12 protein-coding genes and 1 tRNA gene are annotated in these 14,592 nt (G+C 70.7%); 8 read left to right on the top strand and 5 right to left on the bottom strand.

Annotated features, from left to right (window positions below; translation table 11 throughout):
• Positions 1-174: 174 nt before the first annotated feature.
• Positions 175-702 carry a universal stress protein gene (locus tag AMK33_RS06300; RefSeq protein ID WP_073931733.1) on the bottom strand — a complete coding sequence of 176 codons (528 nt, stop codon included), beginning with the start codon at positions 700-702 and terminating at the stop codon, positions 175-177.
• A 766-nt stretch (positions 703-1,468) separates the two neighbouring features.
• Here AMK33_RS06300 and AMK33_RS06295 point away from each other — a divergent pair.
• From AMK33_RS06295 to AMK33_RS06285, 3 genes are all read left to right on the top strand, one after another.
• Positions 1,469-2,695 (top strand): helix-turn-helix domain-containing protein, encoded by a 1,227-nt coding sequence (locus AMK33_RS06295; RefSeq protein ID WP_073931732.1) that lies wholly within the window; start codon positions 1,469-1,471, stop codon positions 2,693-2,695.
• A gap of 211 nt (positions 2,696-2,906) precedes the next feature.
• A complete protein-coding gene (gene orn, locus AMK33_RS06290) occupies positions 2,907-3,509 on the top strand; it encodes an oligoribonuclease (protein WP_073931731.1) in 603 nt (200 codons plus the stop codon).
• Positions 3,510-3,627: 118 nt separating this feature from the next.
• Positions 3,628-3,700, top strand: a tRNA-His gene (locus AMK33_RS06285).
• 101 nt (positions 3,701-3,801) lie between these two features.
• Here the strand turns inward: AMK33_RS06285 and AMK33_RS06280 are convergent.
• Complete coding sequence (locus AMK33_RS06280; protein ID WP_073931730.1) at positions 3,802-4,857, bottom strand: LacI family DNA-binding transcriptional regulator; 1,056 nt, start codon at positions 4,855-4,857, stop codon at positions 3,802-3,804.
• Positions 4,858-5,200: 343 nt separating this feature from the next.
• On the opposite strand from AMK33_RS06280, the gene AMK33_RS06275 reads away from it, so the two are divergent.
• The 4 genes from AMK33_RS06275 (at position 5,201) to AMK33_RS06260 (ending at position 10,045) form a co-directional block, all read left to right on the top strand.
• Positions 5,201-6,559, top strand: coding sequence for an ABC transporter substrate-binding protein (locus tag AMK33_RS06275; protein WP_073931729.1), 1,359 nt, complete (start codon positions 5,201-5,203; stop codon positions 6,557-6,559).
• Positions 6,560-6,564: 5 nt separating this feature from the next.
• Positions 6,565-7,578 carry a carbohydrate ABC transporter permease gene (locus AMK33_RS06270; RefSeq protein WP_073931728.1) on the top strand — a complete coding sequence of 338 codons (1,014 nt, stop codon included), beginning with the start codon at positions 6,565-6,567 and terminating at the stop codon, positions 7,576-7,578.
• A 12-nt stretch (positions 7,579-7,590) separates the two neighbouring features.
• Positions 7,591-8,496 carry a carbohydrate ABC transporter permease gene (locus AMK33_RS06265; protein WP_073932058.1) on the top strand — a complete coding sequence of 302 codons (906 nt, stop codon included), beginning with the start codon at positions 7,591-7,593 and terminating at the stop codon, positions 8,494-8,496.
• A gap of 109 nt (positions 8,497-8,605) precedes the next feature.
• Positions 8,606-10,045 (top strand): GH1 family beta-glucosidase, encoded by a 1,440-nt coding sequence (locus tag AMK33_RS06260; protein ID WP_073931727.1) that lies wholly within the window; start codon positions 8,606-8,608, stop codon positions 10,043-10,045.
• A gap of 99 nt (positions 10,046-10,144) precedes the next feature.
• Here AMK33_RS06260 and AMK33_RS06255 read toward each other — a convergent pair whose 3' ends face one another.
• The 3 genes from AMK33_RS06255 to AMK33_RS06245 all read right to left on the bottom strand — a co-directional run bounded on the left by AMK33_RS06255 (position 10,145) and on the right by AMK33_RS06245 (position 13,854).
• The gene (locus tag AMK33_RS06255) at positions 10,145-11,599 is read right to left on the bottom strand and encodes a glycoside hydrolase family 18 protein (RefSeq protein ID WP_073931726.1); all 1,455 of its coding nucleotides are present in this window, start codon (positions 11,597-11,599) and stop codon (positions 10,145-10,147) included.
• Positions 11,600-11,707: 108 nt separating this feature from the next.
• A complete protein-coding gene (locus AMK33_RS06250; protein WP_073931725.1) occupies positions 11,708-13,120 on the bottom strand; it encodes a sensor histidine kinase in 1,413 nt (470 codons plus the stop codon).
• Positions 13,117-13,854, bottom strand: a complete 738-nt coding sequence (locus AMK33_RS06245; RefSeq protein WP_201262968.1) for a response regulator transcription factor — start codon at positions 13,852-13,854, stop codon at positions 13,117-13,119. Before AMK33_RS06245 ends, AMK33_RS06250 begins: the two co-directional genes overlap by 4 nt.
• Positions 13,855-13,964: 110 nt before the next feature.
• Between AMK33_RS06245 and AMK33_RS06240 the strand changes: the two genes are divergently transcribed.
• The gene (locus AMK33_RS06240; RefSeq protein WP_073931723.1) at positions 13,965-14,510 is read left to right on the top strand and encodes a hypothetical protein; all 546 of its coding nucleotides are present in this window, start codon (positions 13,965-13,967) and stop codon (positions 14,508-14,510) included.
• Positions 14,511-14,592: the final 82 nt, after the last annotated feature.

The following is a 14,592-nucleotide window of genomic DNA, read 5'->3' as shown; positions in this document are numbered from 1 at the left end:
GAAACCTCGCCAGGACAGCAACGGCGGAGCAGCGAGCGCCCCACAGGGGCGCGGGGAACTGCGCGTCTTCAGGGGCGCGGGGAACTGCGCGACAAGCCCCCACGCGCCCGCACAGACCGAATCGCAGGACGGGCCCCACGTGTTGCCACCCAACACACGGGGCCCGTCAACGACTTACGGAATAACGACAACCGGCCGCTGCGCCCGCTTGGCCAACCTCCCGGCAACGGACCCGAAAAGCCGCCCCACGATTCCGTGGGTGGAACCCACCACGATCGCGTCGGCGGCATACTCCCGCCCCACCTCCTCGAGCTCATGGCAGATGTCCCCACCACGCTCGACGAGAATCCACGGCACCTCGGCCAGATAATCCGCACAGGCCAGCTCGAGTCCGAGCACCTCCGTGCGATGGTCCGGGACGTCCACGAAGACCGGCGGCTCACAGCCCGCCCACACGGTCGTGGGCAGCCGGTTGGCGACGTGGACGATGATCAGGCCCGAGCCGAAGCGCCGGGCCATGCCGATGGCGTAGGCGAGGGCCCGTTCGCTGGAGGTGGAGCCGTCGAATCCGACGACCACACCGTGCCGGAACGCGGGGTCGCAGGGATGGCGTGGTTCCTCCGCCGCCAGGGGTTCGGCCGCCGTGGGATCGGCGACCGGCCGCTTGCGGTCCGCGGGTTCGAAGAATTCGTGACCGGCCATGGCTGTCTCGGGGTTGTGATCCTTTGTGGGGGACGACAGTGTGCGGCGGAGCTGTGTCCGGGAATTATCTTCCCAACCCCATACCCCCAAGGGTACGGCGGCACGCCTCCTAAGCCCAGATCCCGCACATACCGGCAGGCGGGTTCCCCGGAGCATGCACGAGGGTCCGCCCGTCACGCAATGGTTGCTGTGCTGTACAGGTGATTTGCACAGGGTTCACTTGCCGGTGGGAGTGAGCCGTCGCGGACCCACGGTGACCGACACTCCCGTCCGTACGTCGAGCCCCGTGGGCCACGCCACAGAGCCCTCCGTGCCGGCTGCCGCCCGGGAGGAACCGGAGCCCTTGCGGGGCCGGCACGGACGGTGGCGGGGAGACACCGGTCGGTTGACCGGTTTCCGTGCCCTCTCCCGTATCTTTTCAGCCAACTTCTGGCCGGTGTGCGCCCTCCACCGTAACCACCCCCCAACCCCCGTTCGACCTGCACGAAAAGGGGTCAGCGGGCCCCGCGCGCCCTACGTGGATTGGCCACTGCGGCAAGGCGCACTTCCCCACGCAGCCCACGAGTGCAACGCTTCGTGATCGAATGCTTCACGCCAAGTTGCCAAGTCGACAATGCGCCGGGTGGCGAACCGGCCACCGGCGCGCGACGGGACGCAGTAGATTCGATCTTGATGTCTTACGGCGGGGGACTCGTGCAGGACCGAGGGGAAACGTGCAGGAGCGACACAACCGAGGAGCCGCGACCACCGAGGGGGGCTTAGCAGTATGAGCCACGACTCCACTGCCGCGCCGGAAACGACGGCCCGGAAACTCTCCGGCCGCCGCCGCAAGGAGATCGTCGCGGTGCTGCTGTTCAGCGGCGGCCCCATCTTCGAGAGTTCCATACCGCTGTCGGTGTTCGGGGTTGACCGCCAGGACGCCGGCGTACCGCGCTACCGCTTGCTCGTGTGCGGAGGCGAAGAGGGCCCGCTACGGACGACGGGAGGCCTGGAACTCACCGCACCGCATGGCCTGGAGGCGATATCCCGGGCGGGCACCGTCGTGGTGCCGGCCTGGCGTTCGATCACCTCGCCACCGCCGGAGGAGGCCCTGGACGCACTGCGCCGGGCCCATGAGGAGGGCGCCCGCATCGTCGGACTGTGCACCGGCGCCTTCGTCCTCGCGGCGGCGGGCCTGCTGGACGGCCGTCCCGCGACCACACACTGGATGTACGCGCCGACGCTGGCGAAACGCTATCCGTCGGTGCACGTCGATCCACGGGAACTCTTCGTGGACGACGGCGACGTGCTGACGTCCGCGGGCACGGCGGCCGGGATCGATCTGTGCCTGCACATCGTGCGCACCGATCACGGCAACGAGGCGGCCGGCGCGCTGGCCCGCCGCCTGGTGGTGCCGCCGCGCCGCAGCGGAGGCCAGGAGCGCTACCTGGACAGGTCTTTACCCGAGGAGATCGGCGCCGACCCGCTCGCCGAGGTCGTCGCCTGGGCGCTGGAGCACCTCCACGAACAGTTCGACGTGGAGACGCTGGCGGCACGCGCGTACATGAGCCGTCGTACGTTCGACCGCCGGTTCCGCTCGCTGACCGGCAGCGCGCCGCTGCAGTGGCTGATCACGCAGCGGGTGCTCCAGGCGCAGCGCCTGCTGGAGACGTCGGACTACTCGGTGGACGAGGTCGCCGGCCGCTGCGGCTTCCGCTCACCGGTCGCGCTGCGCGGCCACTTCCGGCGCCAGCTGGGTTCGTCCCCGGCCGCCTACCGGGCCGCGTACCGCGCGCGGCGCCCCCAGTCCGACCGGAACCAGGACACCGAGGGCGCCCCGAGCACCGCGGGAACCCTCCCACCGGGCCAGCCGGGCCACGCGGGACCCCAGGCACCACCCGCCCTGCACCCGGACAACCCGCTCCCGCACCAGTCCCGCCGCACGGCGGCGGCCAGCGCCCTGGGCCCGTCCCTGACGGCCTCGGCCCTCCCGGGCCAGCGCAGCGCGCCGTGAGCTGACAGCGGCAGCCGACGGGCCGGAGGCCATGGCCTCCGGCCCGTCGGCCTGTACCGACGAGACCGGGCCGGCCACTTCCGGCCCGTCCGGCGATCGAGGACAAGGCCCGTCCAAAGCCGAAGCGGGGGCCCGGGGGCGGCAGCCCCTGTGACGTTCACACGAACACCGACACGCCGCCGAAAGCGCAGCGCCCCGTAAGGTTAGACACATGAACGATCGCATGGTGTGGATCGACTGCGAGATGACCGGCCTCTCGCTGTCGGACGACGCGCTCATCGAAGTGGCCGCCCTCGTCACCGACTCCGAACTGAACGTGCTCGGCGAGGGCGTGGACATCGTTATCCGCCCGCCGGAGCGGGCCCTGGAGACGATGCCGGAGGTGGTGCGGGAGATGCACACCGCGTCCGGACTGCTCGCCGAGCTGGAGGGCGGCACGACGCCCGAGGACGCCGAGCGGCGGGTCCTCGACTACGTGCGGGAACACGTCAAGGAGCCCGGAAAGGCCCCCCTGTGCGGCAACTCCGTCGGCACCGACCGCGGTTTCCTGCTGCGGGACATGCCGACCCTGGAGGACTACCTCCACTACCGCATCGTGGACGTGTCCAGCATCAAGGAGCTGGCCCGCCGCTGGTACCCGAGGGCGTACTTCAACAGTCCCGAGAAGAACGGCAACCACCGCGCCCTCGCCGACATCCGCGAGTCCATCGCGGAGCTGCGCTACTACCGCGAGGCCGTCTTCGTACCGCAGCCGGGGCCCGACTCGGACACCGCGAAGAAGATCGCCGCGAAGCACGTCCTGCCTGTTCAGTAGGCGGATCGAGGGGTCGTGGGGGGCCGCCGCGGAAAGCGTGCGCGAGCACCCCTTCGGACCCTGTACACTTTTTCTCGGCCGGTCGGAGAAGTCACTGACCTCGACCGACAAGGCCATGGTGGGTGTAGCTCAGCTGGTAGAGCACCTGGTTGTGGTCCAGGATGCCGCGGGTTCGAGTCCCGTCACTCACCCTCACCAGTTCAGCCGGTGACCTCGTACCGAGGTCACCGGCTGAACTCGTTTCCGGCGATGAGCGCAGGGGCGGGCGCCGGACCGGCGCCCGCCCCTGGCATCACGACGAGGCGCGGCCCACCAGCTCCGTCGCCAGCACCATCTGGCGCCGCTCCAGCTCCCGGGAGGCCGCCGGGCGGCGGTCGGCGACCTCGGCGAGGAGGAGGTCGATCATCGCGCGGCCCATCTCCTCTATCGGCTGGCGCACGCTGGTCAGCGGCGGGTCCAGATGGCGGGCGATGGCGGAGTCGTCGTAGCCGACCAGGGCCACGTCGTCGGGGATGCGGCGGCCCGCGTCGCGCAGGACGTGCCGGGCGCCGGCCGCGGTGACGTCCGAGGCGGCGAAGACGGCGTCCAGGTCGGGGCGTCGCTCCAGCAGGGCCGCCATCGCGCGTCGGCCGCCCTCCTCGGAGAAGTCGCCCGATTCGATCAGCAGGTCGTCCGCCTCGAAGCCCGCCTCGCGCAGGGCGTCGCGGTAGCCGTCGACGCGCCGCTGGGCGCCGTACACGTCGAGGCGGCCGGTGATGTGGGCTATGGTGCGCCGGCCCCGGCCGATGAGGTGCTCGACGGCCTGGCGGGCGCCGCCGTAGTTGTCCGAGTCCACCGAGGCGAGCGTCTCGGTGGCCGAGCGGGGGCCGCTGATCACGGCCGGGATCTCCAGCTGGGACAGCATGTCGGGCAACGGGTCGTCGGCGTGCACCGAGACCAGCAGGACGCCGTCCACCCGGTGGGCGGCGAGGTACTGGGCGAGCCGCTGCCGCTCCCGGTCGCTGCCCGCGAAGATCAGCAGCAGCTGCATCTCGGTGTCGGAGAGCGCCGCGCCGACGCCCCGGAGCATGTCGGAGAAGTACGGCTCGGCGAAGAACCGGGTCTCCGGCTCGGGCACGACGAGGGCGATGGCGTCGGTGCGGTTGGCGGCCAGGGCGCGGGCGGCCGTGTTCGGGACGTAACCGAGTTCGGCGACCGCGGCCTCCACGGCGGCGCGTGTGGCGTCGCTCACCCGGGGCGAACCGTTGATCACACGGGAGACCGTGCCGCGGCCCACACCGGCGCGCGCGGCCACCTCTTCCAGGGTGGGACGGCCGCCGCTCCGGCCCCGCGCTCCGTGGCTTGCCATCGGCTCCGCCTTCCTTCGTATGTCACGCTGGCCTGGAATCTAACAGCCCCGTCAGTGACGGTGGTCACCGCCGGGAGGCCCCCCGGTGGACCGCGGGCTTCCGGGAACGGGTCCCGGGCGTCCAGTTAACAGCCCGATAACTGAAGGCACTTTGCCGCGTCTGTTCCCTTGACACCCTCGCCCGGACCCGCGACTCTTCAACACATCACTTGTGGGAGCGCTCCCACAGTACCTGACACATACACAACCCGCACGTTCCCCGCCCGAGCCGCAACGCGCAAGATACGGGCTCAACCATGCCGTTGGCCGGGGGGTCGGCACGTCAGGGCAACAGGAGGACGCAATGCGAGCACGTACCCTCCCCCTCTCCCGTCAGCGGTCGGGCGGGGGGAAGCCCATCGCCCGTAAGGCGCTGGCCATCGCGGCCGTGGTGTCGCTGGGCACCGGGCTGCTGGCCGGCTGTGCCGACGACGGCGGTAGCGACGGCGACGGATCCTCGTCCGACAGCGAGGGCAAGACCAAGATCACGATGGGTCTGTTCGGCACCTTCGGCTACGAGGAGGCCGGTCTCTACGCCGAGTACGAGAAGCTGAACCCGGACATCAAGATCGAGCAGACGGTCGTAGAGCGGAACGAGAACTACTACCCCGCTCTGCTGAACCACCTCACCACCAACAGCGGTCTGATGGACGTCCAGGCCATCGAGATCGCCAACATCGCCGAGGTCGTCGGCACCCAGGCGGACAAGTTCGTGGACATGTCCAAGGCCGAGGGCGTGGACAAGAAGAACTGGCTCGAGTGGAAGTGGGAGCAGGCCACCACCAAGGACGGCCAGACCGTCGGTCTCGGCACCGACGTCGGCCCGATGGCCATCTGTTACCGCAAGGACCTCTTCGAGAAGGCCGGCCTGCCGACCGACCGCGCGGAGGTCGGCAAGCTGTGGGCCGGTGACTGGAACAAGTTCATCGAGACCGGTGAGAAGTACAAGAAGAAGGCCGGCGACGACACCTTCTTCATGGACTCCCCCGGCGGCCTGCTCAACGCCGTTCTCAGCAGTGAGAAGGAGAAGTTCTACGACGCCTCCGGCGAGGTCATCTACAAGAGCAACCCGGCCGTCAAGGCCGCCTTCGACCTGACCGCCGAGGCCGCCGAGAAGGGCCTGGTCCAGTCGCAGACGCAGTTCCAGCCGGCCTGGGACACGACGATCGCCAACAGCAAGTTCGCCACCGTCGCCTGCCCGCCGTGGATGCTCGGCACCATCAAGGCCAAGTCGCAGCCGGACGCCGCCGGCAAATGGGACGTGGCCGTGGCGCCCAAGTCCGGCAACTGGGGCGGCTCCTTCCTGGGCGTGCCGAAGAGCGGCAAGAACGTCGAGGAGGCGCAGAAGCTGGTGGCCTGGCTGACCGCGCCCGAGCAGCAGGCGAAGCTGTTCAAGGTGCAGGGCAGCTTCCCGAGCACCCCGGGCGCGTACGACAGCCCCGAAGTGACCGGCGCGAAGAACGAGATGACCGGTGACTCCCCGATCGGTGAGATCTTCTCCGAGGCCGCCAAGCAGATCCCGGTCCAGGTCATCGGCCCGAAGGACCAGATCATCCAGCAGGGTCTGACGGACAACGGCGTCATCCTGGTGACCAAGGGCAAGTCCGCCAAGGAGGCCTGGGAGACGGCCACCAAGACCATCGACAACAACCTGGACAAGTGACCGAAATGGCCACCCGCCACGACACCGCCGCGCTCCCCTCCAAGGGGGGCGCGGCCCCGGGCCGTCCGTCCAAGGGCTCCGCGCCCATGGACAAGGACCAGCGACGCCGGGCCAAGCTGTCCCGGCGCTGGCAGCGCGACATGCGCTGGAGCCCGTACGCGTTCGTCTCGCCGTTCTTCCTGCTGTTCATCGCCTTCGGCCTGTTCCCGCTGCTCTACACCGGCTGGGCCTCGCTGCACCAGGTGGAGCTGACCGCCCCGACCGACATGAGCTGGGTCGGGCTGAAGAACTACACCCGGATCTTCGACGACGAGTTCTTCTGGAACGCGGCGCAGAACACCCTGACCATCGGCATCATCGCGACCGTTCCGCAGCTGCTGATCGCGATGGGCATCGCCCACATCCTCAACTACAAGCTGCGGGCCTCGACCTTCTACCGGGTCGCGATGCTCGCGCCGTACGCCACCTCGATCGCCTCCGCCTCCCTGGTGTTCGTACTGCTCTTCGGCTACGACTACGGCATGATCAACTGGGCGCTCGACTTCGTCGGGATCGACCCGGTCGACTGGCAGGGCGAGAAGTGGCCCTCGCAGTTCGCCGTCTCGTCGATCATCATCTGGCGCTGGACCGGCTACAACGCGCTGATCTACCTGGCCGCGATGCAGGCGATCCCGCAGGACCTGTACGAGTCGGCGGCGCTGGACGGCGCCAGCCGCTGGAAGCAGTTCATCCACGTGACGCTGCCCTCGCTGCGTCCGACGATCCTGTTCACGGTGGTGGTCTCCACCATCGGCGCCAGCCAGGTCTTCGGCGAGCCGCTGCTGTTCGACGCCAACAAGGGCGCGTCCGGCGGCGCGGAGCACCAGTTCCAGACGCTCGGTCTGTACCTGTACGAGCAGGGCTGGGTGAACCAGCACCTGGGCCGTGCCTCGGCGATCGCCTGGACGATGTTCGCGATCCTGATCGTCATCGGCATCATCAACCAGCTCATCTCGCGCCGGCTGCGCGCCAGCAGTTAAGGAGTTGTGGCCGTGACGACGACTGTGACGCCCCCCGAGACCACACCCGCCAAGGAGTCCAAGCGCCCGCGCCTGCCGAAGTCGGCGCGGGCCGGCGGGACACTGCACGGCGGTCCGATCGCGTACGCGATCCTGATCGTGTTCACGATCGTGTCGCTGTTCCCACTGGTGTGGACCGCGATCGCCGCCTCCCGGGACAACCAGCGGCTGGCGCAGAACCCGCCGCCGTTCTGGTTCGGTTCCAACCTGTTCAAGAACCTGGAGATCGCCTGGGAGGACGCCAACCTCGGTGAGGCGTTCCTCAACACCACGATCGTGGCGGGCATCTCGGCGGTGACCATCGTCGTGCTGTCGACGATCGCCGGGTTCGCCTTCGCCAAGCTGCGCTTCAAGGGCCGCAACGCGCTGATGCTGATCGTGATCGGCACGATGATGGTGCCGCCGCAGCTCAGCATCATCCCGCTGTACATGATGGTCGCCAAGCTCGACTGGTCCGACCAGCTGCAGGCGGTCATCTTCCCGTCGCTGGTGAGCGCGTTCGGCGTGTTCTTCATGCGGCAGTACCTGCTCCAGGCGCTGCCGGACGAGGTCATCGAGGCCGCCCGGGTGGACGGCGCGAGCAGCTGGCGCGTGATATGGCACGTGGTGTTCCCGGCCGCGCGGCCGGCGATGGCCGTGCTGGGCATGCTGATGTTCGTGCAGACCTGGAACGACTTCCTGTGGCCGTTCCTGGTGCTGACCCAGACCGGCAGCCCGACCGTGCAGGTGGCGGTCGCGGGCCTCGGCCGCGGGTACACCCCGGACCAGTCCCTGATCATGGCGGGTGCGCTGCTGGGTACGCTGCCCCTGCTGCTGGTCTTCACGATCTTCGGCAAGCAGATCGTGGGCGGCATCATGCAGGGCGCCGTCAAGGGCTGACGCCCGCTTCGCCTTCGTACCCCTGGGGGCCGGGTCACCGCCGCCTCGGCCCCTCCCCCCTTCTCTTCGTACTCGTCGGTCTTCCACGACCTCCTATGGGAGCGCTTCCATGTCTGACTCCGCAACGCCGGCGACCCCGGTGACCTTTCCTCCCGCCTTCCTCTGGGGCGCCGCGACCTCCGCGTACCAGATCGAGGGGGCGGTGCGGGAGGACGGGCGCACGCCTTCCATCTGGGACACCTTCAGCCACACGCCGGGCAAGACGGCCGGCGGCGAGACCGGTGACATCGCCAACGACCACTACCACCGCTACCGCGACGACGTGGCGCTGATGGCGGACCTCAACCTGAACGCCTACCGCTTCTCCATCTCCTGGTCGCGGGTGCAGCCGACCGGCCGCGGTCCGGCCGTGCAGCGCGGTCTGGACTTCTACCGCAAGCTGGTCGACGAACTGCTGGCGAAGGGCATCAAGCCGGCCATCACCCTCTACCACTGGGACCTGCCGCAGGAGCTGGAGGACGCAGGCGGCTGGCCGGAGCGCGACACCGCCTACCGCTTCGCCGAGTACGCGCAGATCGTGGGCGAGGCGCTCGGCGACCGGGTGGAGCAGTGGATCACGCTCAACGAGCCCTGGTGCAGCGCCTTCCTGGGCTACGCCTCCGGTGTGCACGCCCCCGGCCGCACCGACCCGGCGGCCGCGCTGAAGGCCGCCCACCACCTGAACCTGGCGCACGGCCTGGGCGCCAAGGCGCTGCGCTCGGTGATGCCGGCCCGCAACTCCGTCGCGCTCAGCCTCAACACCTCGGTGGTCCGGCCGCTCTCGCCGGGCGACCCGGCGGACGTGGCGGCGGCCCGCAAGATCGACGACCTGTCCGGCGGCATCTTCCACGGCCCGATCCTGCACGGCGCCTACCCGGAGACGCTGCTGGAGGCGACCTCGTCGCTCACCGACTGGTCGTGCATCCAGGACGGCGACCTGGACCTGATCCACCAGCCGCTGGACGCGCTCGGCCTCAACTACTACACGCCCACCCTGGTCTCGGCGGCGGACCCGAACGCCAAGGGCCCGCGGGCCGACGGCCACGGGGCGAGCGAGCACTCGCCGTGGCCCGCCGCGGACGACGTCGCCTTCCACCAGTCTCCGGGCGAGCAGACCGAGATGGGCTGGTCCGTCGACCCGACGGGCCTGCACGAGCTGATCATGCGCTACAACCGCGAGGCGCCCGGACTGCCGATCTACATCACCGAGAACGGCGCGGCCTTCGACGACAAGCCGGACGCCGACGGCAAGGTGCACGACCCGGACCGCGTCGCCTACCTGCACGGCCACCTCTCGGCGGTGCGCCGGGCCATCGCCGACGGCGCGGACGTGCGCGGCTACTACCTGTGGTCCCTGATGGACAACTTCGAGTGGGCGTACGGCTACGACAAGCGCTTCGGCGCGGTCTACGTCGACTACGTGACCCAGCAGCGGACCCCGAAGTCCAGCGCCCTGTGGTACGCGCGGGCCGCGAAGGCCGGAGCGCTTCCGGAGCCGGAGGGCATCTGACCGAACTCCGGTTCCGGGAGACGGGGGAGCGGAGAACGGGGGGCGGGGCGCGGCACCCTAGGGGAGTGCCGCGCCCAGTTTCTTTTCGCTTCGAGCGGGTTACTTGTAGGCGGCGAACGCCTTCGAGAAGGCGAACTCGTCCTGGAGGATCGAGCTGCAGGTGGGGTCGGCGGCCGGCTTGGTGCCGCCGGCGCACTGCTGGTCACGGGTGCCGGACCACATGGACAGCCAGCCGAGGCCCTTGGACTCGGCGAAGTCCACGAGCTGGGTGGCGTCGTCGACCTTGAAGACCTCGGTGACGACGTCGTTGACGCCGATCATGGGGGTGACGGCGACCGTCTTCCAGGCGTCGGCGTCGCTCAGCCCGAGGACGCCCTTGATCTGGGCCTGGGTGGCGGTGGCGGCCTGCTCGGCGTAGGTGCCCATGTCGCCGCTGTACGCCGGTCCGTAGTCCATCGCCATGATGTTGACGGCGTCGATCCGTACGCCGTTCTTCTTGGCGTCGGCGAGCAGGTTCACGCCGTCCTGGGTGAGGCCCTCCGGCATCACCGGGAGGGTGAAGGAGACGTCCAGGTCCGGGTGGGCCTTCTGGAGCCCGGCGATCGCCTGGGCGCGGCGGGTGTTGGCCGCCGCATTGGGCAGGGCGCCGCCCTCGACGTCGAAGTCGACCTTGGTGAGCCGGTAGGTGTCGACGACCTTGGTGTAGGCGGCGGCCAGCGCGTCCGCCGAGGCGCAGGTGGTGCCGAGTTCGGAGCCGGCCGCGCCGCCGAAGGAGACCCGGACGTCGCCGCCCTTGGCGCGCAGCGCGCCGATCTGGCCGGCCACGGCGTTGCCGCCGAGGTCGCTGACGCCGCCCCACTTGGGGGTGCAGCCGCCGCCGTCGGTGATGAAGGCGAGGTTGTAGTTCTTCACTCCGGTCGCCTCGGCGCTCGCGACCAGGTCGAAGGCGGGGAAGAGGGAGGTGTCGACGTAGGGCGCGAAGCCCGCGTCGGTGCCGTTGCCGGTGCCGGTGCTCTCGGTGGGCTCGGCGGTCGGCTCCTCGGTCCGCGTCGGTTCCTCGGTGGGGGTCGGCCGGGTGGTGGGGGTGGGGGCGTCGGTGGGACGGCCGCTGGGTTCGGGCGTGGGCGCGGTGTCCGTGCCGCACTCGGTGCCGTCGACCAGGCAGCCGGTCGGGTCGCCGGTGCCCTTGGCGACGAAGCCGACGGTGACGGACTCGCCGGCGGCCAGGCCGTCGGTGTCCCACTTGGCCGACCGCACGGTGACGTGCCGGCCGCTCACACTGGACTCGGCGTTCCACAGCGAGCCGAGTTCGGTGCCGGCGGGCAGGTCGAACTCCAGCTTCCAGTCCTGGTTCCGCTCGCCGCTGTCGTTGGTCACGACGTACTGGGCGGTGTACCCGGTCGACCACTCGCTGGTCCTGGTGTAGGCCGCGCCGACACCGGCCGCCTGGGCGGTGCTGGTGAACAGGAACGCGCCGCCGCCCGCCACGGCCGCGGCGGTCACCGCGCCGATCGCCTTGTTCCTGCCGCTGATCCTGCGCCGGTGCGTGCTCATCGCGTGCCTGCCTTCGTTGCCGTTCGGGGGGTGTGCGGCAGCACGCTAGCGAGCCGGATTCGGACAAAGTTCCTGATCCGGGAGGCCGTCGACGATCTTAGGGTCCGCTTAAGGGAGGGATCGGGGACGGTTAAAGGAGGCCACCAGCCGGCCCGGTCCGCGACGGCGGCGCACGGTCCCCCGGTGCCCGCGCCGCCGGGGTTCCCGCTCGCGTCCGTCGAGCTGGATCCAGATCCGCACCTCGGTCCCGCCGAGCACGGACGAGCCGATCCGTACGTCCCCGCCGGTCGACTCCGCCAGCCGGCGCACGATGTCCAGGCCGAGCCCGGTGGAGCCGTCGCTGCCGGAGCCCCGGCCGCGGGCCATCGCCGCCTCGGGGTCGGGTATGCCGGGGCCCGCGTCGGAGACCAGCACGATCACCGCGTCCTCGCCGTTGTGCACGTCGACCGCGAACGCGGTGCCCTCGGCGGTGTGCCGGAAGACGTTTCCGAGCAGCGCGTCGAGGGAGGCGGCCAGATCGGTGCGGGCCACGGGTATGCGCACCGGCCGGTCGGCGCCGGCCACCCGCCATTTACGTCCCTCGTCCTCGGCGAGCGCCGACCAGAACGCCATCCGCTCCCGCACCACTTCGGCCGCGTCGCATCCGGCGCCGGGTCCGGCGGCGGCCGTCTGCGGCTTGGCGTCGCGGGCGGTGCGGATGATGGTGTCCACCTCCCGCTCCAGCTGCTCGACCGCCGCCCGGGTCTGCTCGGCGGCCGGACCGTCGCCGAGGGAGGCGGCGTTGAGCCGCAGCACGGTCAGCGGCGTACGCAGCCGGTGGGACAGGTCGGCGGCCAGTTCGCGCTCGTTGGCGAGCAGTTGGACCACCTGGTCGGCCATGGAGTTGAACGCCACGGCCGCCAGCCGCAGTTCGGTCGGCCCGTCCTCGGGCACCCGGGCCCCCAGCTTCCCCTCCCCCAGTTCGTGCGCCCCCTCCACCAGCCGCTGCGCGGGCCGCACCATCCGTACGCCCAGCCGGTCGGCGACCGCGACCGAGCCGAGGATCAGCGCGATCCCGACCCCGGCGAGCACCGCCCAGGCCGTGCCGACGCCGTTGGTGACCTCGGACTCGGGGACGAACACCTCGACGACGGCGATCTCGCCGCTGCTCAGCGCGACCGGCTGGAGCAGGGCCGAACCGCCGGTCACGGGGGAGGTGGAGACACGCCCCAGTTCCCGTACGGCCGCGATGTCCTCCTCGGTGGCCCGCCGCTGCCCCATGTCGAGGGCTTCGCTGCCGTCGCCGGCCGGGATGTGCACGGCCATCGCGGCGTCGGAACCGGCGGAGGCGAAGACGCGTTCGAGCTGGTCGCGGTCGGTGGTGATGGACAGCGCGGGGGCGACGGCCGCCGCCTCCCGCTCGGCGTTGGAGAAGGCGCGGTCGCTGGCCATCTCCCGGATGACCAGACCGAGCGGCACCGCGAAGGCGACCACGACCATCGCGGTCACCGCCAGCGACACCTTCACCAGGGCCCATCTCATCGCGGCGGCTCCGCTCCGGGCGTGTGCGGCATGTGCGGCGCCTGCGCGGCCGGGGGCTCCAGCTTCACGCCGACGCCCCGCAGGGTGTGCAGATAGCGGGGACGGGCGGCGGTCTCGCCCAGCTTCCGGCGCAGCCAGGACAGATGGACGTCGATGGTCTGGTCGTCGCCGTAGGACTGCTGCCACACCTCGGCGAGCAGCTCCTTGCGGGGGACGACCACGCCGGGCCGTCCGGCGAGGAAGGCGAGCAGGTCGAACTCGCGCCGGGTCAGGTCGAGCCGTACGCCGTCCAGTTCGGCCTGGCGGCGCAGCGGGTCGACGGTCAGGCCGCCGACCCGGATGACCGGGGAGGGCGCCGCCTCCCCTCCGCCGGCCCGGGCCCGGCGCAGCACGGCCGCCATCCGGGCCGAGAGGTGCTCCACCGAGAAGGGCTTGGTCAGGTAGTCGTCCGCGCCGGCGTTGAGCAGCCGTACGATCTCGGCCTCGTCGTCCCGGGCGGTCGCGATGATCACCGGTACGTCGGTGATGCCGCGCAGCATCTTCAGGGCCTCGGAGCCGTCGAGATCGGGCAGTCCGAGGTCCAGGACGACCACGTCGAAACGGTGGTGGGCGACCTCGCGCAGCGCCTCCAGCGCCGTGCCCACGCTGCGCACGGTGTGCGAGGCGTCGGTGAGCTGCCGGATGAGCGCCGAGCGGACGAACTGGTCGTCCTCGACCACGAGAACACTTGCCATGCGCCGCACCGTACGCCATGCCGGGCGGGCCGGGTGCGGGCCTGTGGACAACTCCGGACACCTCCGCGGGCGCGACACTCCTGAGACGGATGGGGCAGTATGGCCCGACGATGCGCAGAGGATTCGTACACGTACTGGCCTGGCTGCTCGCCACGGGCGCGGCGGTCACGCTGTCGTGGTGGGGTGTCAGCACGGTGATGGAGGGCACCGCCTACGACCCGCCCCGCGCCCTGCCCATCACGGCGGCCGACGGGGAGTCGCAGGCGGTGTCGTCCTCGACGCGGCGGCCGTCGGAGGCGGAGCGGCGTTCGGAGAAACCCGAGGAGACGCGGAAGCCGTCGGCGAAGCCCGACGGGACGTCGTCCCCCGAACCGGATCCGGACCCGTCCCGGACCACCACGCCCCCGCCCTCCCCCGCCGCCCCGGCCGCCTCCGGCCGGGTGAAGGGCTACGACACCAAGGGCGGCCGGGCGGTGTTCGACCTCGGCGAGACCTCCGCGTCGCTGGTGTCGGCGACACCGGGGGCCGGCTGGTCGATGCAGGTGTGGAAGACGGAGTCGTGGATCCGGGTGGAGTTCACCTCGGGCGCGGACCGGGTGTCGGTCTTCTGCACCTGGCACGACGGTCCGCCGCGGGTGGAGATCGGTACGTACTGAGGGGTTCCGTCACGGGTGACGCGGAGGGGTGGTCCCTGCCCCGTGCGCACCTGCCCCGTCACCGGACCGCAGGCGCACGCGG

Origin of the sequence: Streptomyces sp. CB02400, from assembly GCF_001905725.1 — a bacterium.
GTDB lineage: Bacteria > Actinomycetota > Actinomycetes > Streptomycetales > Streptomycetaceae > Streptomyces > Streptomyces atrovirens.
The sequence above is the reverse complement of the archived record's forward strand: the minus strand, read 5'-3'. Positions and strand labels throughout refer to the sequence as shown.